This window comes from Streptomyces sp. NPDC045778, from assembly GCF_056431945.1.
Genome location: NZ_JBWKJZ010000002.1, coordinates 293,215 through 313,248 on the forward strand (window position 1 = coordinate 293,215; position 20,034 = coordinate 313,248).

A 20,034-nucleotide genomic window follows, 5' to 3' on the forward strand; every position below is an offset into this window, starting at 1 on the left:
GGAAAGCCGAGACAGACAGGGCGGATGCATGGCAGCCACCACCGAAGAGGACGAGCGGACCGACGAGTCCAGGCCCGCGGACGGGCCGCCGCGCGGCCGCGGCCCCATCGCGACGGCCGTCAGCGTCTTCGGCGAACTCCTCATCACCGCGGGCCTGGTCCTCGGCCTGTTCGTCGTCTACTCCCTGTGGTGGACGAACGTCATAGCGGACCGCGAGGCGAGGAAGCAGGGCGACCGCGTCCGCGACCACTGGGCCGGCGGCCCCGGCGCCCTCAACACCAAGGACGGCATCGGCTTCCTCCACGTACCGTCCATGGGCGCCGGCGAGATCCTCGTGAAGAAGGGCACCGCCACCGGGACCCTCAACAACGGCGTCGCGGGCTACTACACGGAGCCGATCAAGTCGGCCCTGCCCCAGGACAAGAAGGGCAACTTCTCACTGGCCGCCCACCGCGACGGCCACGGTGCGAAGTTCCACAAGATCGACAAGGTCGGTGAGGGCGACCCGATCGTCTTCGAGACCCGCGACAAGTGGTACGTGTACAAGGTCTACAAAACGCTCCCCGAGACCTCGAAGTTCAACGTCCGCGTCCTCGACCCGATCCCGAAGGAGTCCGGCGCGAAGAAGCCGGGCCGCTACATCACGCTCACGACCTGTACGCCGATCTACACGTCGAAGTACCGCTACGTGGTGTGGGGCGAGCTGGAGCGGGTCGAGAAGGTCGACAACAGGCGGACACCGCCGCCGGAGCTGAAGTAGCTCCGCGCTGAAGTGGCTGCGCGCTGAAGTGGCTGCGCGCTGAAGTAGCTCCGCGTCGCCCCCGGCAACGGAAGAGCCCCGGCACCAGATCGGTGCCGGGGCTCTTTGCCGCTCGCCTCGTGGGCGTCAGTCCCGCTCGTGGCGGCCGAAGCCGGTGGCGCCCTCGATGAAGCCGCCGTCGTCGTCTCCGCCGCCGCCGTTGTCGCCGCCGCCCTGCTGGCCGCCGCCACCGACGGTGGTGAGGTTGATGGCGGTGCCGGTCTTGACCTTCTGGCCGCCGGCCGGGACGGAGAGGACCACCAGGGCGTCGTCGTCCTGCGGGCCCTGGATGTTGCCGACCGTCAGGTCCGCGTCCTCGATGGCGTCACGGGCGTCGGACAGCTTCTGGCCGGTCAGAGTGGGGACCTGTACGTCCTCTTCCTCTTCGGGCTTCTTCTTGGCGACCTGGACGTTGACCTTGGAGTTCGGCTCGACCTGTGTGCTGGCGGTCGGCGTGGTCTGGATGACCTTGCCTTCCTCGACACTGTCGCTCTCGACGTCCTGCCGCTCAGGGATCAGGCCACTGTCCTCGATCTGCTTCTTCGCGGCTTCCCAGCTCTGGCCGGTGACATCAGGGACGGTGGACATCTGCTGCTTCTTAGCGATGACCAGCGTGATCGTGCTGCCCTTCTGCACCTCGGTGCCGGTGACCGGGTCCTGTTCGAGGACCTTGCCCTCGGTCTCGGTGGAGATCCGCTGCTTGGTCTCGACCTTGAGCTGGTACTTGTCGCTCTCCAGCTTGTCGGTCGCCTCGTCCTCGTCCAGGCCGAGAACGCTGGGAACCGCCACCTTCGGCGCCCCCGTCGACACGACCACGCTGATCGTGTCGCCCTTCTCGACCTTGGTGCCCTCCGTCGGGGTCTGGGAGCAGATCTCGCCCTTGGGGTACTTCTCGCAGGGCTTGCGCTCGGAGACCTCGATCTTCAGGTCGACGTTCGCCGCGGACCGCTGGGCTTCCTTCAGCGTCTCGCCGACGAAGTTCGGGGCCTTCTTGTCGTCGCTCGCGCCGCTCGTGCCGCTGAACGCCCACTTGCCGATCAGGATCGCGCCCACCAGGACGAGGATGCCCGCGGCGACGAGGAGGATCGTCGACGTGTTGCTCTTCTTCTGGCGGCCGCGGCGCCCGTTCTCGTCGTAGCCGCCGTCGTCCGGGTTGACCGGGGGCATCATCGACGTCTGGCCCTGGCCCGGCGCGCCGTTCTGCGGGCGCAGCATGGCCGTGGCCTGGTCGTCCGGGTGCCCGCCGTAGCCGACGGCGCCCATCGCGGCGGTGGCGGCGACGGGCTGGCCGTCGAGGCAGGCCTCGATGTCGGCGCGCATCTCGTCCGCCGACTGGTAGCGGTAGTCCGGGTCCTTGGTGAGCGCCTTGAGGACGATCGCGTCCATCTCGGGCGTGATCTCGTTGTCGAAGACGCTCGGGGCCTGCGGCTCTTCCCGCACGTGCTGGTAGGCCACCGCGACCGGGGAGTCGCCCACGAAGGGCGGCCGCACGGTCAGCAGCTCGTACAGCAGACAGCCCGTGGAGTAGAGGTCGGAGCGGGCGTCGACCTGCTCGCCCTTGGCCTGCTCCGGCGAGAGGTACTGCGCGGTACCGATGACGGCCGCGGTCTGCGTCATCGTCATGCCGGACTCGCCCATCGCGCGGGCGATGCCGAAGTCCATGACCTTGACCTGGCCGTTGCGCGTCAGCATGACGTTCGCGGGCTTGATGTCGCGGTGGACGATCTGGTTGCGGTGCGAGTACTCGAGGGCCTGGAGGATGCCGATCGTCATCTCCATGGCGCGCTCGGGCAGCAGCTTGCGCCCGGAGTGCAGCAGCTCACGCAGCGTGGAGCCGTCGACGTACTCCATCACGATGTACGGGATGGAGACCCCGTCGACGTAGTCCTCGCCGGTGTCGTAGACCGCGACGATCGCCGGATGGTTGAGCGAGGCGGCCGACTGGGCCTCACGGCGGAACCGGGCCTGGAACGACGGGTCGCGGGCGAGGTCCACCCGCAGCGTCTTCACCGCCACGGTGCGGCCGAGACGGGTGTCGTGCGCGAGGTAGACCTCGGCCATCCCGCCGCGGCCGAGCACCTGGCCCAGCTCGTACCGGCCGCCGAGGCGACGCGGCTCTTCCATAGCTATTCCAGCCCTCTCCGTCGGTCCCGACCGCACCGTGTTGCGCGGTCCGGCGGTGTGCTGTCCGGGCATACCGTACCCGGATCGCCTGACGTGACCCGGCCGCAACCGTCACCCGATACAGGACCGGTATCGCAACGTGCACCGATGTGGAGTGGCCGTGACATGGGTCACTTCTTGCTGTCGAGGACCGCCTTCATCACGTCCCTCGCGATCGGCGCCGCGAGACCGCCGCCGGAGATGTCGTCACGGCTCGCGGCACTGTCCTCGACGACCACGGCGACCGCCACCGGCGAGCCCGAGTCGGTCTTGGCGTAGCTGATGAACCACGCGTACGGGTTCTTGCTGTTGTTCAGACCGTGCTGGGCCGTACCCGTCTTGCCGCCGACCGTGACGCCGGGGATCTTGGCCTTGGTGCCCGTGCCCTCGCTCACGACCGTCTGCATCATGTCCTGGAGCTTCTGCGCGTTCTCCTTGGACAGCGGCTGGCTCATCTCCTTCGGCGAGTGCTTCTCGACCACGTCGAGGTTCGGCGCCTGGAGTTCGCTGACCATGTACGGCTCCATGAGCGTGCCGTCGTTGGCGATCGCGGACGTCACCATCGCCATCTGCAACGGCGTCGCCGCGGTCTCGAACTGGCCGATGGACGACAGCGCGGTCTGCGGCTTGTCCATCTCCTTCGGGAACGTCGATGCGTTGGAACGGATCGGGACGAACTGCTCCTCGTTGAAGCCGAACTTCTCGGCCGTCTCCCGCATCTTGTCCTTGCCGAGATCGGAGCCGATCTTGCCGAAGACGGTGTTGCAGGACACCCGCAGCGCCTCACGCAGCGTGGCGTTCTTGCAGGGGATGGGCCCCTCGTTCTTCAGCTCCGTGCGGGTGTCGGGCATCACCCACGGCAGCGGCGAACGCGTCTTGGAGTCGATGTCCGGGTACAGGCCGTGCTCAAGGGCCGCCGCGGCCGTGACCACCTTGAACGTGGAGCCGGGCGGGTAGGTCTCGCGCAGCGCCCGGTTCAGCATGGGCTTGTCGCGGTCCTTGTCCAGCTTCGCGAAGGTCTCGGCGTCCTTGTTGGTGTTACCCGCGAACGTCGACGGGTCGTACGACGGGGTGGAGGCGAGCGCCAGGATCGCGCCGGTCTCCGGGTCGATCGCGGCGACGGCGCCCTTGCCCTGGCCCTTCAGGCCGTTGTACGCGGCCTTCTGCGCGGCGGAGTTCAACGTCGTGACGACGTTGCCCCCCTCCTTCTTCTTGCCGGTCAGCATGTCGAGCGTGCGGCGGAAGAAGAGCCGGTCGTCGTTGCCCGTGAGGACCTCGTCCTCGATCTTCTCGATCTGGTTGGCACCGATGCGCTGCGAGGCGAAGCCGGTGACCGGCGACCACATGGGGCCGCTCTTCCAGGTGCGCTTGTACTTGAGGTCGGGGTCGTCCGTCTTCGTGGAGCCGGTGATCGGCTTGCCGTCGACGATGATGTCGCCGCGCGGCTGGGCGTAGCGCTCCATGGTGACGCGGTAGTTGTCCGTGTCCTTGGCCAGCGAATCGGCCTGCACGTACTGCAGCCAGTTGTCGCGGACCAGCAGGGCCAGGACGAGCAGGCCACAGAAGATCGCGACGCGGCGCACGGGCTTGTTCACGGCCGTACCACCTGGGTCATCTCGGCGTCAGGGTTCGGGGAGGGCGACGGGGCGGGCCGGCGCGCGGTATCGCTGATCCGTAGGAGCAGACCGATCAGTGCCCAGTTGGCGATCACTGATGATCCTCCGTACGCGAGGAACGGCATCGTCATACCCGTCAGCGGGATCAGGCCCATGACGCCGCCCGCCACGACGAAGACCTGGATCGCGAAAGCGGCCGACAGACCGCAGGCGAGGAGCTTGCCGAACGGGTCGCGCGCGGCAAGCGCCGTACGGATGCCGCGCTCCACGATCAGTGCGTAGATCAGCAGGATCGCCATGAGCCCCGCCAGGCCCAGCTCCTCGCCGAACGTGGCGAGGACGAAGTCGGAGTTGGCGGCGAACTTGATCAGGTCGGAGTGGCCCTGACCGAGACCGGAGCCCAGGGTGCCGCCGGACCCGAAGGCCCACAGCGCCTGCATGGACTGCTCGGAGTGGCCGACCTGCCCCTCACGGCTCTTGAGGTACTCGCCCATGGGGTCGAGCCAGGCCTGGACACGCTGCTGCACGTGCGGCTCGAACGAGGCCACACCGACCGCGCCCACGGCCGACATCAGCAGACCGAACACGATCCAGCTGGTGCGCTCCGTGGCCACGTACAGCATCACGACGAACATGCCGAAGAACAGCAGCGACGTACCGAGGTCGGTCTCGAAGACCAGGATCAGGATGGACATCGCCCACACGACCAGGATGGGACCGAGGTCGCGGCCACGGGGGAGATACAGGCCCATGAAGCGGCGGCTGGCCAGGGCCAGGGCGTCCCGCTTGACCATCAGGTACCCCGCGAAGAACACGGCGATGACGATCTTCGCGAACTCACCGGGCTGGATGGAGAACGCGCCGAGGTGGATCCAGATCTTCGCGCCGTTGATGTTCTGACCGAGGCCGGGCACCAGCGGAAGGAGCAGCAGGACCAGCGCGCCCACCATGGAGATGTACGTGTAGCGCTGAAGGATGCGGTGGTCCTTCAGCAGCATGAGCACGGCCAGGAACAGGGCGACGCCGATGGCCGTGTACATCATCTGCTTCGGCCCGGACGGGCTGAACGCCCCGAACGACGCCTTGGCCAGCTGCTGGAGTCTCTCCGACTGGTCGAGGCGCCAGATCACCACCAGGCCCAGGCCGTTGAGCAGCGTGCCGAGCGGCAGCAGGAGCGGGTCGGCGTACGGCGCGAACTTGCGCACCACCAGGTGCGCGACGCCCGCGAGCAGGCCCAGTCCGAGGCCGTAGCCGAGCATGCCCGGGGGGAGCTCGCCGGAGATGGCGAGGCCCACGTTCATATAGGCGAACAGCGGGATGACGACGGCGAACACCAGGAGCGCTAGCTCGGTGTTACGCCGGCTCGGCGCTCCGATGGCGCCGATCGTCGACGTGTGTGTAGTGCTACTGCTCATGGCGTGCGAGGGCCCCCAACGGCTGCTTACTGCTTACCGCACTGCGGGACCAGCTTCTGCTCCTCCTCGGAGAGGCTGGGGCCGGGTGTGGGAGTGGGTGCGGTGGTGGACTTGGACTTGTCGTCCTTGGCGTTCTTGTCGCCGTCGGACGTGGGTGCGCCGGTCTGGCCGCTCATGCCGCCCGCCTCGCCCTCACCGGGCTTGGCGGAGGGCTTGGCCTCGCGCTCCGCGCGCTCCTTGCTCTCCCGCTCGATCCTGCGCCGCTCGGCGTCCTTCTCACATGCCGACGCTTGCAGGCCCAGCTCCTGGATCTTGCCCTGGGCGTCGCCGAGGCTGTCCTCGGCGATGGTCGCCTCGACCTGCTTGCGCTGGTACGGCGGCAGGTACTTGAGTTCGATCTCGGGGTGGTCCTTCTCGACCTTCGACAGGCTCACCCACGCCAGGTCCTGGTCGATACCGCGGTAGAGCGCTACGTGCTCGTCCTTCGTGCCTACGTAGTACTGCGTCTGCGTCCAGCGATAGCCCCCGTAGAGGCCGCCCGCGACGACGGCGAGCGCGAGCGCCGTGTACAGCGATCTCTTCAGCCACTTGCGGCCGCCGCCGGGCTTCACGAAGTCCTCGTCGTCGTACGCCCCGAAGGAGCCCTCCGGGACGTACCCCGCAGTGTCGCCGCCGCTGCCGGGCGGGCCGAAGCCGCCCGCGGAGGGCGGCGTGGGACGGCCGAGGCCGGAGGCGCGGCCGGCCGGGGTCTGCATGGCCCCGCCGTCGTTCGTCTGGAGCTGGTTCTCCGCGACCGCGCCGACCACCACGGGGGTGTCGGACAGCTGGCCCGCGAGGGTGTCACCGGTGTCGATGTCCAGGACGTCGGCCACGATCACCGTGATGTTGTCCGGGCCGCCGCCGCGCAGCGCGAGCTGGATCAGCTCCTGCACGGTCTCCTGGGGGCCCTGGTAGCTGGCGAGCGTGTCCTCCATCGTCTGGTGGGACACTACGCCCGACAGGCCGTCGGAGCAGATCAAGTACCGGTCGCCCGCGCGGACCTCGCGGATCGACAGATCCGGCTCCACGTGGTCGCCGCTGCCGAGGGCACGCATCAGCAGCGAGCGCTGCGGGTGCGTCGTCGCCTCCTCCTCGGTGATGCGGCCCTCGTCGACGAGCCGCTGCACCCAGGTGTGGTCCTGCGTGATCTGCGTGAGCACGCCGTCGCGCAGCAGATACGCGCGCGAGTCGCCGACGTGCACCAGGCCGAGCCGCTGGCCGGTCCACAGCAGGGCGGTGAGCGTCGTGCCCATGCCCTCCAGCTGCGGGTCCTCCTCGACCATCAGGCGCAGCTGGTCGTTGGCCCGCTGTACGGCGGTGCCGAGGGAGGTGAGGATGTCCGAACCCGGCACGTCGTCGTCGAGCGTGACGAGCGTCGAGATCACCTCGGAGCTGGCCACCTCGCCCGCGGCCTGCCCGCCCATGCCGTCGGCGATGGCGAGGAGCCGCGGACCGGCGTAACCGGAGTCCTCGTTCCCCTCCCGGATCATGCCTTTGTGCGATCCGGCGGCGAAGCGCAGTGACAGACTCATGCGCACCTCGCCCGTCGGCTCCGGGTACATCCGCACGGTGCCCACCCTCCGGTCGGGAGCGCGCTGGCGGCCTGTGACGGGACCGCGTCGGCTCGCTCGCTCCGCTCGCGCTCATTCATGATGTAGCACTACTTCCGCAGCTCGATGACGGTCTTGCCGATGCGGATCGGCGCGCCCAGCGGAACGGGCGTCGGGGTGGTCAGGCGGGTCCGGTCGAGATACGTGCCGTTGGTGGACCCGAGGTCCTCGACGATCCACTGGCCGTCACGGTCCGGATAGATCCTGGCATGCCTGCTGGAGGCGTAGTCGTCGTCCAGGACGATGGTGGAGTCGTGCGCCCGGCCGAGCGAGATCGTCTGGCCCTGGAGGGCAACGGTCGTACCCGTGAGCGTCCCCTCCGAGACGACCAGCTTCGTGGGGGCGCCACGGCGCTGGCGGCCGCCCCCGCCGCTCTGCCGTCCCCGGCCTTCCTGCTGGCGCTGCGGTGGCGGCGCGGCGGCCTGCCGGGCCGCCTGCCTCCCGCCCTCACGGCGCGAGCCGCGCTGAGTGACGCGCGTACCGAACAGGTCGCTGCGGATGACCTGGACGGCCACGATCACGAACAGCCACAGAACGGCCAGGAAACCCAGCCGCATGACCGTCAGGGTCAGCTCTGACATTGCCCCCGCTTCACCCTTCGGCTTGCCGGTAAATGATGGTCGTGCTGCCCACGACGATCCGCGAGCCGTCGCGGAGCGTAGCGCGGGTGGTGTGCTGCCCGTCTACCACGATGCCGTTGGTAGACCCGAGATCCTGGATCGTCGAGGGCGTTCCGGTCCGGATCTCACAGTGCCGGCGCGATACGCCGGGGTCGTCGATCCGCACATCGGCGTCGGTGCTGCGGCCCAGCACCAGCGTCGGGCGGGAGATCTGGTGGCGATTGCCGTTGATCTCAATCCAGCGCCGTACTTGTGTGCCCGGGAGGGCGCCGGGGCCCTGCGGGCGGCTCGGCGCCTGGGCGCCGCGGCCCGCGCCCGCGCCGGGAGGCGGCGCGGCGGGCATGGGAGGAGCGCCCGAGGGGCCCGGTGCGGGGCTGAAGCCCCCGCGGGCACCCTGGCCCGCGCTCGTGGGCCCGCCACCGGGGCCCGCCGGGCCGCCGGGGGCGGCGTCGGGGCTCTGCGAGGTGCTGGACGCGAGCGTGCGGCTGCGCACCCGATACAGGCCGGTGTCGAGGTCCTCGGCCTTCTCCAGGTGGACCTTGATGGGGCCCATGAAGCTGTAGCGCTGCTGCTTCGCGTACTCGCGCACCATGCCGGACAGTTCGTCACCCAGCTGTCCCGAGTACGGGCTCAGGCGCTCGAAGTCGGGGGCGCTCAGCTCCACGATGAAGTCATTCGGGACGACTGTCCGCTCGCGGTTCCAGATCGTCGCGTTGTTGTCACACTCGCGCTGGAGCGCGCCCGCGATCTCGACCGGCTGGACCTCGGACTTGAACACCTTGGCGAAGGTGCCGTTGACCAGACCTTCGAGTCGCTGCTCGAACTTCTTCAGAACTCCCATGGGGCACCTCCTCCGTCGTTGTCATCCTCGTACTGCTTACTGATCGTATCCACGCGCCGGGAAATCAGCTGGTTCCCCCTGTCTGCCCAGACCACGAGTGTCGCCTCTCACAAGGCATGCCCGCACCGCTCTTCCGGGATCCTCCGGGTTCCTTCAGGGTTCCACCGGAGGACCGCCAGGGTTCTGCCCACGCCTTCGGCGGAGATCCGCCGTCGATCTTCAGGGACACCTCAGGGGCTCCTTCGGGAACCGTCGCGGGGCGCCTTCGTCCGGGCGTCCCCCAAGGTCGTCGGCCGGGCGTCCCGCAGGGCCGTGAGATCCCCCCCCGGGGCCTCTCGTGGAGGCTTCCGCGAAGGGTGCCTGGGAGGCTTCGCGGGGTTCCTTGAAGGTGCCCTGGTGGGTTGCCTTCGTGCCCCTCGCGGGGCTTCCGTCGGCTTCCCTCGCGGGGTCCCTGCCGGGTTCCTTTTGGGGTCCTCTTCGGCTCCGCATGGGTTCTGGGGGTTCCTGTGGGTTCCTGTGGGTCCTGTCGGGTTCCGTGGTTCCTTGGGGGTTCCTTGGGGGCCTGTCGGGATCCTGGGGCTCCTTCGGGGCCTGTGAGGCTCCTGACAGTCCTTGGCGGGCTGTGAGGCTTCCTCTGGGGCTCCTTCGGACTCCATGGGTCGCCTTAAGGCTCCTTGGGGTGCCTTGCGGTTCCTTGGGGTGCCTTGAGAGTTCCCGTTGAGGCCGTCGCTCGGGTTTCCGCGCTCGGGTCTCCGCGCTCGGGTCCTTCGGTTCGGATCCATCTGTTCGGTTGGTGGCGCTGGTCCTTCGACTCAGGTCCTGCCGCACTCGCTGCTCGCTCCGTCCTCGCCTTCCGCCCTTCCTTCCTCTGCCTGCGGCTACCTGCCGCTGCCTTCCGCAGTTCTCACCAGCTCGCACCCGCGGTGTGTCCGCGACTGCTTGCGCCTGGCCGTGTGGCCGGCCGGGGGCCGGGTGGCCCTTGGGTCCGCCGGGCGCGCCGGGCGGTCCTCGGGGTCCGTCCGGAGCCCGTCGGGTCTCGCTCGGTGCCCGTCGGTGCCCGTCGGGACCCGTCCGGGCCCGGCGTTCCCGCCGAGTTCCCTTCCGAGTACCCGTCCATGTCCGTTCCGGACATCTGGTGCCTCTACGGACCGGGCCGGGTTCCTCTTTACCAGGGATCGTAGAGGGGCTCTCAAGACAGTGTCCCGTACGTGGCTGTCGACTCTGGAGGAGGACTTGACGGGCGCCTCGGTTGCGTCGGGGGCGGGGGTCTTGGGGTGATGTCGGCCTGCGTGGCCGGGATGTGTGGCTGGGCTATGCGGCTGGGGTGGGGATGAGCTGCGGGGCTGTGCGGGCGGGCGGGGTCGCGCGGGCGGGGGGTGGCTGGGGGCGCTCGGGCCGGGTGTGGTCGCGGGCTGAGCTGGGCTGTGGTGTGGCCGGGGCGCCCGGGCGGGGGGTCTGAGGGCTGAGGGTTGGGCTGGGTGCCTGTTGAGCTGAGGTGGTGCGGGGGCGCGAGGGTGCCGGGTCGGGGGCGTGCGCTGGTGGGGCGGGGGGCTGCTCGTCGGTGGGTCCGCAGGTCGCCGGGGTGGTGGGGGTGCGGGGCGGTCGGAGGGGGGCCGTGCAGGTGCCCGCACATACGGATGTGAATCCACCCTCCCCAGCGTGCTAATCTTCTGGATGTCGGCAGGCGCTCGCACCACACAGTGAGAGACCCAAAGACAACACCCATGCGCGGGTGGCGGAATAGGCAGACGCGCTGGATTCAGGTTCCAGTGCCCGAAAGGGCGTGGGGGTTCAACTCCCCCCTCGCGCACCAGGTAAGACCCCAGTTCATCTGGGGTCTTTCTGTTTTTTCGGCCTTGGTGTCGGTAGGTGGTCGGGGGGCTGCGGGCTCTCTGGTCTCCCCGGGCTCGCTGGGGTCCCAGGTCCGGGTTTCCGGCTCCGGGGTCCGGGTTTCCCGGTGGGGCCGCCGAGGGCGGGCCGCGAGGTGCGGGACTGTGCTGGACGTCACTTCGGTCGGCTCGCTCGGCTCGGTCGGTGTGCGGAGCGTGAGGGATCCGGGGGCGGGCGCGGTTGCCGGTGCGGCAGCGGGGTGTGCTGTCGGGCGGAGTCGCCGGGTACGGCAGCGGAGCGTGGCCGCCGCCGGGTGTGGTCCAGGCGGGGTCGCCGGGTGTGATCGCGGCGCGTGGCCGCCGGGGTGCGGTCCGGACGGGGTCACCGGGCGGAGTCAGCGGATGCGGTCCGTGCGTGGCCGCTACGCGTGACCCGATCCACCCGCTGCCCCCAGCGGTTTCACTGTTCTCAGCCGTTTCTCCACGTCGGGTTGGCTGCTCCTTTCCTCCCCCGTCTGGTCGGTGATGTATGTCACGCGACCGCTTCCGCGAGTGCCGAGCCCGAAGTTATCCACAGGCTGTGACGGGGATTCGCTCGCGGCGGTACGGTCGAAGCCAGTTGATGTTCGCGAGGCCGCGTGACGGCTCCGTCTCGGGGCGGGTGCATGCGCCGACGTGGCTACGCGGACGCGGGAATCCGGGGGGCGATGGCCGTGACTGAGACAACCGACACATCTGGCTTGGGCGGGCCGCTCGGCGGTGGCGCGGGCGGTTTGCTGGGCGGTGGCGAAGGCGCACGCGCCGAGGCTGCCGACGCCGGTGCTGTGGTGCCGGAGCCGCGATCGCCGGGGGCGCCCGAGCGGGGGCCGCAGGAGCCGGAAGGCGTACGGCGGCTGCCGCACGTGGACGGGTTCGCGCGCCTGCCCGCGCACGGTGCGGGCCAGCACGCCAGGCCCAAGCAGGAGGGCAAGGCCATGCGCACCCGCGTCCCGCGCTCAGCGCACGCGGAGTACGCAGAGGACGCCCACCGCCCCGACCCCCTCGCAGTCCTGGCCGAGACCAACAGGGGCCGGCTTCCGGAGCTCACCCCCATCCGCACCGGCCGGATGGCCGCTACCCCCTTCGCCTTCCTGCGCGGCTCGGCCGGACTCATGGCGTACGACCTCGCGCGCACCCCCGTCACCGGCATCGGCGCGCAGATCTGCGGTGACGCCCACGCGGCCAACTTCGGCCTGTACGGGGACGCGCGCGGCGGCCTCATCATCGACCTGAACGACTTCGACGAGACCGCGCACGGCCCCTGGGAGTGGGACGTCAAACGGCTGGCCACCTCCCTCGTCCTCGCGGGCCGCGAGGCGGGCGCCGCCGAGGACACCTGCAAGGAAGCGGCCTACGACGCCGTCGGCGCGTATCGCCGCACGATGCGGCTGCTCGCCAAGCTCCCGGTCTTCGACGCGTGGAACGCGATAGCCGACGAGGAACTGGTCTCCCACACCGACGCACGCGATTTGCTCGGCACCCTCGACCGGGTCTCGCAGAAGGCCCGGCAGAACACGAGCGCCCGCTTCGCGGCCAAGTCGACCGAGCCCGTAACCGCCGCAGGAGACGAGGCCGGCGGTGCCGGCGGTGTCACCCCCCGGCGCTTCGTCGACGCGCCTCCGGTCCTGCGCCGCATACCGGACGCCGAGGCCGCGGCGGTGGCCCTGGCCCTGGGCGAGTACCGGAACACGCTGCCGCCGGACCGGCTGCCCCTGCTCGCGCGGTATGCGATCCAGGACGTGGCGTTCCGCGTCGTCGGCACCGGGAGCGTCGGGCTGCGCTCCTATGTGGTGCTGCTCCTCGACCACCGGGGCGAGCCCCTGGTGCTCCAGGTCAAGGAGGCGGGCCCCTCGGCGCTGCTGCCCCACCTGCCGACAGCCGGCTTCAAGGAGCAGGAGGCCGCCCACGAGGGCCGGCGCGTGGTGCTGGGCCAGAAGCGGATGCAGGTCGTCAGCGACTTCCTGCTCGGCTGGACCACGATCGCCGGACGCCCTTACCAAGTACGGCAGTTCAGGAACCGCAAGGGAAGCGTCGACCCGGCCGCCCTCGCCGCCGACCAGTTGGACGACTACGGCCGCATGACCGGCGCCCTGCTGGCCCGCGCCCACGCCCATAGCGCGGACCCCCGGCTCATAGCCGGGTACTGCGGCAAGAACGACGAGCTGGACGAGGCCATAGCCGCCTTCGCCACCGCTTACGCCGACCGCACGGAGGCCGACCACGCCCTGCTCGTCGCCGCCGTGCGCGAGGGGCGGGTGCCTGCGGAGACGGGGGTCTGAGCGGTCCTGGAGTCGCGGACTGGGGCTGTCCGGACGGCTGGGCGGGCTTCGTGGTTCGGGTGTTCGTGATCGTCGGTGTGCTGGGACGGAGGGCCGGGGACGGGGCTGGAAGTCGCGGAAGCGGGGTGCGCCGGGTTCCGGAGGCAGTCGTGTGGGGGTGAGGGGAGGGGGGTGGGGGGGGAGGGGCCCCCGGAGATGTGGGTTCTGGGCGTGGTGGTGTTCGCCCCGTGGCCTACGCTGGCCTGGTGACGACCCCGGAAGCCGAGCAAGTGCAGGACGAGTCGCCCGAGGGAGCGCCGCCTGAGGGTGGTGCGCGGCCTGAGGAGCGGCTTGAGCGGGCTGTGCGGGCGGCCGAGCAGGCGTTGATCGAGTACGAGATCGCGGTGGAGACGTTCCGGGTCGAGGTGGAGAACTTCTCCCGGCTGCATCACCAGAAGCTCGGCCCCGTGTACGCGCGCCTCGACGAGCTGGACGCGCAGATCGCCGAGGCGGTGGCGGCGCGGTCCGGTGATCCGGAGGACCGGCGCAAGGCGGACGAGGCGCGGGCGCGGGTGCTGCCGATGCCGGGGGTCGACGAGCTGTTCCACGGCTGGATGGACGGTGACGGGCTGCCGCCCGAGGCCGCTGCGATGCTCACCGAGCAGCCGGTGCGGCCGCCGCAGCGGGTGCGGCCGAGCGATGAGGCCCGCAAGCTCTACCGGGAGCTGGCGCGCAAGGCGCACCCCGATCTCGCGCAGGACGAGACGGAGCGGGAGCGGCGTGACGAGTTCATCGCCCGGGTGAACGCGGCGTACGGCCGTGGTGACGAGGCGTTGCTGCGGGAGCTGCTCGAGGAGTGGGACGCGGGCCCGGTGCCCGAGGATCGGCAGCCCAGCCCCAGCGAGGAGCTGTACGTCCGGCTCGAGTGGCTCGCGCAGCGCAAGGAACTGCTGGGGGTGGTCGCGCGGGAGCTGGAGGAGAGTGCGATCGGCTCGATGCTGAAGTTGGCGCCGGACGACCCCGACCGGTTGCTTGAGGAGATCGCCGAGCAGTTGCTCGCGCAGGTCGCGGAGCGCGAGGCGGAGCTGGAGCGGCTGACCGCGGCGTGAGCCGTGTCCTGAGCCACGGCGGCGAGGGTCGGCGGTGGCCCGTCGGCTGTGGGCGGTCGGGCGGGGCTGTGGTGTGGGGGTCGGGTAGCGTCGGTGGCATGGAATTCGGTTCTGGTGTGCCCACGGTCACGGTCGCTGATCTCTCGGACGGCGACTTTCTGCTCGACGTCCGTGAGGACGATGAGTGGCAGGCTGGTCACGCGGCGGATGCGCTGCACATTCCGATGAGTGAATTCGTGGCCCGTTTCGGGGAGTTGACCGAGGCAGCGCCGCAGGACGGCAAGGTCCACGTGCTCTGCCGGGCCGGGAGCCGTTCGGCGCAGGTGACGATGTACCTCGTCCAGCAGGGCATCGACGCCGTCAACGTGGACGGTGGCATGCAGGTCTGGGAGGCCTCCGGCAGGCCCGTCGTCGACGACAAGGGCCAGCCGGGCGCGGTGATCTAGGGCGCCGCCCACCGCCACCGCTGCCTCTTTCCCCTTTCCTCGCGCGGTGCCGTGGCCCCTTGGTGGGCCCTGGATGCTGTCGCGTGCCGTGTCAGTCGAGGGCGTGGGCGGCGAGTACGTCGCCCAGTGCTTCCTCGTGGGCTGCCGCCGGGCCGAGAGAGAGTTCCAGGTGCTTGGCCCAGGCGTGGTAGCGGTGCAGGGGGTAGTCGGTGTCGGCGCCGAAGCCGCCGTGCAGGTGTTGTGCGGTCTGGACGACGCGGCGTACGCCGTCCGAGGCCCAGGTCTTGGCCACGGCTATGTCGGCGGCCACAGGCAGTAGCCCGTCGGCCGGGGCCGTGCGGCCGGGTGCGCTGAGGCGCCAGGCGGCCTGCCAGAGGGTCGCTTCCATCGCGCGCAGATCGATGTAGCGGTCGGCGGCTTGGACCGCGACGGCCTGGAACGTGGCGATGGGGTGGCCGAACTGCTCGCGCTTTCCGGTGTATTCGCTGGTCATGCGGAGCACTCTGGTGCCGAGGCCGAGCGCGAGCGCGCAGGTGCCGGTGGTGAGCAGGTCGCGCAGGAAGCCCCAGGCCCCGTCGGTGGTGATGAGGTCGGCGTGCGGGACGCGTACGGAGTCAAGGTGCAGTTCGCCGAGGCGTTCGCCGTTGGTGGAGGTCTGCTCGGCGAGGCTGAGGCCCGGGGCGGCGCGGGGGACGACGGCGAGAACCGTGCGGCCTTCCGGTGCGGTGGCCGGTACGAGGGTGAAGTCGGCGTTGTGCGCCCAGGCCACGGCGGTCTGGACGCCGTCGAGGAGCCAGTGGGGGCCGTCGGTCCGTGCGGTGACGGCGAGTTCGGCGCCGTCGTGTCCGGTGCGGCCGTGTGCGGCGACGGTCAGGACGACTTCGCCCCGGGCGGCCTTCGTGAGGAGTCGCTGCTGCAACTCGGCGCCGCCGTAGGTCTGCACGGTGTACGCGGCCGCGCTGGACTCCAGGAGCGGGACGCGGGCGACTACCTTCGCCGATTCGCGCAGGACCAGGCAGAGCGCGATGGCGTCGAGGCCGGAGCCCCCGTACTCCGGGGCCAGGAGCAGGCTGAGCAGGTCGGCCTCGGCGAGCTTGGCCCACAGGGCGCGGTCGAAGTCGTCGGCGACGGCGCCGGGGGTGAGGGAGGGGCTGGGCACGCCGTCCGGCGCGATGTCGGCGAAGAGGGTTTGGGCCGCTTCGAGCGCGGCCTGTTGTTCCTCGGTGAAGGTGAAGTCCACTGTTCGTCCTCCCGCGCGCGCCGGCCTGGTCGTGTCCGTTCGCTCCGTCGCCGTTTCTGACGGGTCGTCAAGATAGAACAGGTTCTAGCGGATGGGAACAGCTGCCGCTTCGGTGGTGGGCGTGCCGGGCCGGTGGGCCACGGCCGTCGGTGGTGGTGGGCAGGGCGGAGGGCATTTCGCTGGTGCGGGCTCGCTCTAGCGGTCGAAGTCCAGCTCCACTGTGTCCGTGGTCGGATGGGACTGGCAGGCCAGGACATAGCCGGCCTCGGTCTCCTCCGGCTCCAGCGCGAAGTTCCGGTCCATGCGGACATCGCCGGAGACCTTGAAGGCCCGGCAGGTGCCGCACACGCCGCCCTTGCAGGCGAACGGCGCGTCCGCACGGTTGCGCAGCACCGTGTCGAGGAGCGTCTCCCCCGACTGCACCGGCCAGGTGCCGGAGCGGCCGTCGAGGGTCACGGTGACCGTGCTGTGCTCGGGTGTCGGGACGGCCGCGGGTGCTGTGGGGGCGTCGTCGACGTGGAATATCTCCTCGTGGATGCGGCGCCGGTCCACACCGAGGGACCGCAGGGTCCGCTCCGCGCTCTGCACCAGGCCGTACGGGCCGCACAGGAACCAGCCGTCGACCTCGGGCACCGTGAGCAGCGCGGGCAGCAGGGCCACGAGCCGCTCCTGGTCGAGCCGTCCCGAGGTGAGACCGGCCTGCTGCTCCTCGCGGGAGAGCACCGTCACCAGCTGGAACCGGTCCGGCCAGCGGTCCTTGAGGTCGGCGACCTCCTCCAGGAACATCGTGGACGCCGTGCTGCGGTCGCTGCGGATGAGGCAGAACTGGGCGCGTGGTTCCCGCTCCAGGAGCGTGGTGACGATGGAGAGCACCGGGGTGATGCCGCTGCCGCCGACCACCGCCGCGTACCGGCCGGGGGCGGGGTCCAGGGTGAAGCGGCCCGCGGGGGTCATCACCTCCAGCTCGTCGCCCACGGCTATTTCCTTGTGCGCGTACGTGGAGAAGGCGCCGCCGTCCACCGCGCGCACGCCGACCCGCAGCGTGCTGGGCTCCCAGGGGGCTTGGGGGGCGGGTGCCGGGGAGCAGATCGAGTAGGTGCGCCGGATCTCCACGCCGTCGACGACGCGGCGGAGGGCGAGGTGCTGGCCCGGGGCGTGGCGGTAGTCCTCGCGCAGCTCCGGTGGCACGTCGAAGGTCAAGGCCACGGAGTCGTCGGTGAGCTGGTCGACGGCGGCTACGCGCAGCTGGTGGAAGCGCGCCATCACAGCTCCTTGAAGTGGTCGAAGGGCTCGCGGCAGGAGACGCAGCGGCGCAGCGCCTTGCAGGCCGTGGACGAGAAGCGGCTGAGCAGCTCGGTGTCGGTGGAGCCGCAGTGGGGGCAGCGGACGGCGAGGGTGAGCGGCACGGGCCCGTCGGCGGCGTGCGGGCGGGGCGGGGCGATGCCGAACTCGGCGAGCTTGCGGCGGCCTTCAGCGCTGATGTCGTCCGTGGACCAGGCGGGGGAGAGCACCGTGCGCACCTGGACGTCGGCCACGCCGTGGTCGTGGAGGATCCGCTCTATGTCGGCGGACATGGCCTCGATCGCGGGGCAGCCGGTGTAGGTCGGTGTCAGCTCGACCTCGACCTGGCCGGGGTGGCTGACGTGGACGGAGCGCACCACTCCCAGCTCGGCGAGGGTCAGGACGGGCAGCTCGGGGTCGGGCACCGAGCCCGCGAGGGCGAGCAGGCGCTCCTCCAGTGCGGTGGGCGTGGTGGTCACCATGACGCCCCCGGGTGGCTGCGGTGCAGGTGCTGCATTTCGGCGAGCATCCGGCCGAACGGCTCCGTGTGCAGGCCCTGGCGTCCGGCGCCCGCCGTCCAGGCCCCGGTCTGCGGGCCCTCCGGGACGGTGAGGGTGGCCTTCTCGATGACCCCGGTGACCGTGGCGGTCCACTGGTCGCGCAGTGTCTGCCAGCTGAGGTCAAGGCCGGGCACCGGCTGGAACAGCTCTCCTGTGTACCGCCACAGGGCGTCCAGGCCCTGCTGCATCCGGGCGTGGCTCTCCGCCGTGCCGTCGCCGAGCCGGAGTGTCCACTGCTCGGCGTGGTCCTGGTGGTAGGCGACTTCCTTGGCGGCCTTCGCGGCCAGGGGGGCCAGGTCGCTCTCCGTGGTGGCGAGCTGGCTGTACAGCGCGTTCTGGTACACGGAGAAGTAGAGCTGGCGGGCGATGGTGTGGGCGAAGTCGCCGTTGGGCTGCTCGACCAGCTGGACGTTGCGGAAGGCGCGCTCTTCGCGCAGGTAGGCCAGCTCGTCCTCGTCGCCGGCGAGGGACAGCAGGACGCGGGCCTGGCCGAGGAGGTCCAGGGCGATGTTCGCCAGGGCGACTTCTTCTTCGAGGACGGGGGCGTGGCCCGCCCACTCTCCCAGGCGGTGCGAGAGCACCAGCGCGTCGTCGCCGAGGGCGAGGGCCGCGATGTCGGCGGGGCGGGGCGTCGTGGTCACAGGTGCTTCACTCCTTCCGGGATGTCGTAGAACGTCGGGTGGCGGTAGGGCTTGTCCGCGGCCGGTTCGAAGAACGAGTCCTTCTCGTCCGGGGACGACGCGGTGATCTCGGCGGACGGCACGACCCAGATGGAGACGCCTTCGCTTCTGCGGGTGTACAGATCACGGGCGTTGCGCAGGGCCATTTCGGCGTCCGGGGCGTGCAGGCTGCCCGCGTGCGTGTGGGAGAGGCCGCGGCGCGAGCGCACGAAGACTTCCCACAGGGGCCATTCGGTCGAGCTGCTCATGCGGTCGCCTCCGCGGGGGTGCCGTGCGCCGCGGGGCGGCGGTCTTTGTCGTGGTCGCTGTGCTTGGCCGCGTACGCCGCGGCGGCGTCGCGGACCCAGGCGCCTTCCTCGTGGGCGCGCCTGCGCTGGGTGAGGCGCTGGTCATTGCACGGGCCGTTGCCCTTCAGGACCGACCAGAACTCGCTCCAGTCGATGGCGCCGAACTCGTGGTGGCCCCGCTCCTCGTCCCACCGGAGGTCGGGGTCGGGCAGGGTCAGGCCGAGCGACTCGGCCTGGGGGACGCAGATGTCCACGAAGCGCTGGCGCAGCTCGTCGTTCGAGTGGCGCTTGATCTTCCAGGTCATGGACTGCTCGGAGTGCGACGATTCGGCGTCCGGGGGGCCGAACATCATCAGGGACGGCCACCACCAGCGGTCCACGGCGTCCTGGGCCATGGCGTGCTGCTCGGGGGTGCCGCGGCTGAGGGCGAGCAGCAGCTCATACCCCTGGCGCTGGTGGAAGGACTCCTCTTTGCAGACGCGGACCATCGCGCGTGCGTACGGGCCGTACGAGCAGCGGCACAGGGGGACTTGGTTGGTGATCGCCGCGCCGTCGACGAGCCAGCCGATGGCGCCCACGTCCGCCCACGTCAGGGTCGGGTAATTGAAGATCGATGAGTACTTCTGGCGGCCCGAGTGCAGCTTGTCGAGCAGCTCGTCGCGGCTGACGCCGAGGGTCTCCGCCGCGCTGTACAGATACAGGCCGTGGCCCGCCTCGTCCTGGACCTTGGCCATCAGGATCGCCTTGCGGCGCAGGGACGGGGCGCGCGTGATCCAGTTCGCCTCCGGCTGCATGCCGATGATCTCGGAGTGGGCGTGCTGTGCGATCTGGCGCACGAGCGTCGCGCGATAGGCGTCCGGCATCCAGTCGCGTGGCTCGATGCGCTCGTCGGCCGCCACGGCCGCGTCGAAGACGGACACCAGCTCGGTGGTGTCAGGCAGCGCCGTGGTGCCCGCTGCCGCGTCGGGCGCAGCCCTGTCCTTCGCCACGTCGGGCGCCTTGTGCGCTGTCGCCATCTCGGTCCCCCTCGACCTCGGGCAGTCTCTGCGTCTTCGACGGCCTCCCGACCGATCGTTCGGTCCGCCGGAATTCAATGGTGCGGCGCCGCGCCATAAGGTGTCAACCCTGTGGATAACCTCCGGGGCGCTGTGCCTGGCAGGCAGGCCTGAGTACCGTTCCGGCGGCAGGGTTCGGTGCGGGAT

At 70.4% G+C, this 20,034-nt stretch carries 16 protein-coding genes and 1 tRNA gene; 5 read left to right on the forward strand and 12 right to left on the reverse strand.

The annotated features are described in order from the left end of the window. Nucleotides 1-28 precede the first annotated feature (28 nt). Nucleotides 29-760, forward strand: a complete 732-nt coding sequence (locus AC07GB_RS04060) for a class E sortase (RefSeq protein ID WP_478841633.1) — start codon at nucleotides 29-31, stop codon at nucleotides 758-760. Between the two features lie 126 nt (nucleotides 761-886). Here the strand turns inward: AC07GB_RS04060 and pknB are convergent, their stop codons facing one another. The 6 genes from pknB to AC07GB_RS04090 form a co-directional block, all read right to left on the reverse strand. Beyond that, on the reverse strand, nucleotides 887-2,923 hold the full coding sequence (pknB, locus tag AC07GB_RS04065; RefSeq protein ID WP_478841634.1) for a Stk1 family PASTA domain-containing Ser/Thr kinase: 2,037 nt from the start codon (nucleotides 2,921-2,923) through the stop codon (nucleotides 887-889). Nucleotides 2,924-3,093: 170 nt separating this feature from the next. Then, the gene (locus AC07GB_RS04070) at nucleotides 3,094-4,557 is read right to left on the reverse strand and encodes a peptidoglycan D,D-transpeptidase FtsI family protein (RefSeq protein ID WP_478841635.1); all 1,464 of its coding nucleotides are present in this window, start codon (nucleotides 4,555-4,557) and stop codon (nucleotides 3,094-3,096) included. Then, nucleotides 4,554-5,993, reverse strand: a complete 1,440-nt coding sequence (locus tag AC07GB_RS04075) for an FtsW/RodA/SpoVE family cell cycle protein (RefSeq protein WP_478841636.1) — start codon at nucleotides 5,991-5,993, stop codon at nucleotides 4,554-4,556. Before AC07GB_RS04075 ends, AC07GB_RS04070 begins: the two co-directional genes overlap by 4 nt. 26 nt (nucleotides 5,994-6,019) lie before the next feature. Beyond that, entirely contained in the window at nucleotides 6,020-7,564 is a 1,545-nt protein-coding gene (locus AC07GB_RS04080; RefSeq protein ID WP_478841637.1) for a Stp1/IreP family PP2C-type Ser/Thr phosphatase, read from the reverse strand. A gap of 128 nt (nucleotides 7,565-7,692) precedes the next feature. After that, complete coding sequence (locus tag AC07GB_RS04085; RefSeq protein WP_478841638.1) at nucleotides 7,693-8,223, reverse strand: FHA domain-containing protein FhaB/FipA; 531 nt, start codon at nucleotides 8,221-8,223, stop codon at nucleotides 7,693-7,695. Between the two features lie 10 nt (nucleotides 8,224-8,233). Beyond that, nucleotides 8,234-9,103 (reverse strand): FhaA domain-containing protein, encoded by an 870-nt coding sequence (locus AC07GB_RS04090; RefSeq protein ID WP_478841639.1) that lies wholly within the window; start codon nucleotides 9,101-9,103, stop codon nucleotides 8,234-8,236. Between the two features lie 1,726 nt (nucleotides 9,104-10,829). Here AC07GB_RS04090 and AC07GB_RS04095 point away from each other — a divergent pair. From AC07GB_RS04095 to AC07GB_RS04110, 4 genes are all read left to right on the forward strand, one after another. Then, a tRNA-Leu gene (locus AC07GB_RS04095) sits at nucleotides 10,830-10,916 on the forward strand. Nucleotides 10,917-11,639: 723 nt separating this feature from the next. Continuing rightward, complete coding sequence (locus tag AC07GB_RS04100; RefSeq protein ID WP_478841640.1) at nucleotides 11,640-13,250, forward strand: DUF2252 domain-containing protein; 1,611 nt, start codon at nucleotides 11,640-11,642, stop codon at nucleotides 13,248-13,250. Between the two features lie 245 nt (nucleotides 13,251-13,495). Beyond that, nucleotides 13,496-14,338, forward strand: a complete 843-nt coding sequence (locus AC07GB_RS04105; protein WP_478841641.1) for a J domain-containing protein — start codon at nucleotides 13,496-13,498, stop codon at nucleotides 14,336-14,338. A gap of 116 nt (nucleotides 14,339-14,454) precedes the next feature. Next, on the forward strand, nucleotides 14,455-14,784 hold the full coding sequence (locus AC07GB_RS04110; RefSeq protein WP_478841769.1) for a rhodanese-like domain-containing protein: 330 nt from the start codon (nucleotides 14,455-14,457) through the stop codon (nucleotides 14,782-14,784). Nucleotides 14,785-14,875: 91 nt separating this feature from the next. On the opposite strand, the gene AC07GB_RS04115 is transcribed toward AC07GB_RS04110, so the two are convergent. From AC07GB_RS04115 to paaA, 6 genes are all read right to left on the reverse strand, one after another. Further along, on the reverse strand, nucleotides 14,876-16,024 hold the full coding sequence (locus AC07GB_RS04115) for an acyl-CoA dehydrogenase family protein (protein WP_478841642.1): 1,149 nt from the start codon (nucleotides 16,022-16,024) through the stop codon (nucleotides 14,876-14,878). Nucleotides 16,025-16,219: 195 nt separating this feature from the next. Then, nucleotides 16,220-17,287 (reverse strand): 1,2-phenylacetyl-CoA epoxidase subunit PaaE, encoded by a 1,068-nt coding sequence (gene paaE, locus AC07GB_RS04120; RefSeq protein WP_478841643.1) that lies wholly within the window; start codon nucleotides 17,285-17,287, stop codon nucleotides 16,220-16,222. After that, nucleotides 17,287-17,787: a 1,2-phenylacetyl-CoA epoxidase subunit PaaD gene (gene paaD / locus AC07GB_RS04125; protein ID WP_478841644.1), complete on the reverse strand. Its 501-nt coding sequence runs from the start codon at nucleotides 17,785-17,787 to the stop codon at nucleotides 17,287-17,289. Before paaD ends, paaE begins: the two co-directional genes overlap by 1 nt. Continuing rightward, complete coding sequence (gene paaC / locus AC07GB_RS04130) at nucleotides 17,781-18,506, reverse strand: 1,2-phenylacetyl-CoA epoxidase subunit PaaC (RefSeq protein ID WP_478841645.1); 726 nt, start codon at nucleotides 18,504-18,506, stop codon at nucleotides 17,781-17,783. The genes paaD and paaC overlap by 7 nt, the downstream gene beginning before the upstream one ends. Further along, nucleotides 18,503-18,793: a 1,2-phenylacetyl-CoA epoxidase subunit PaaB gene (gene paaB, locus AC07GB_RS04135; RefSeq protein ID WP_478841646.1), complete on the reverse strand. Its 291-nt coding sequence runs from the start codon at nucleotides 18,791-18,793 to the stop codon at nucleotides 18,503-18,505. The genes paaC and paaB overlap by 4 nt, the downstream gene beginning before the upstream one ends. After that, entirely contained in the window at nucleotides 18,790-19,848 is a 1,059-nt protein-coding gene (gene paaA, locus AC07GB_RS04140) for a 1,2-phenylacetyl-CoA epoxidase subunit PaaA (protein ID WP_478841647.1), read from the reverse strand. The genes paaB and paaA overlap by 4 nt, the downstream gene beginning before the upstream one ends. Nucleotides 19,849-20,034: the final 186 nt, after the last annotated feature.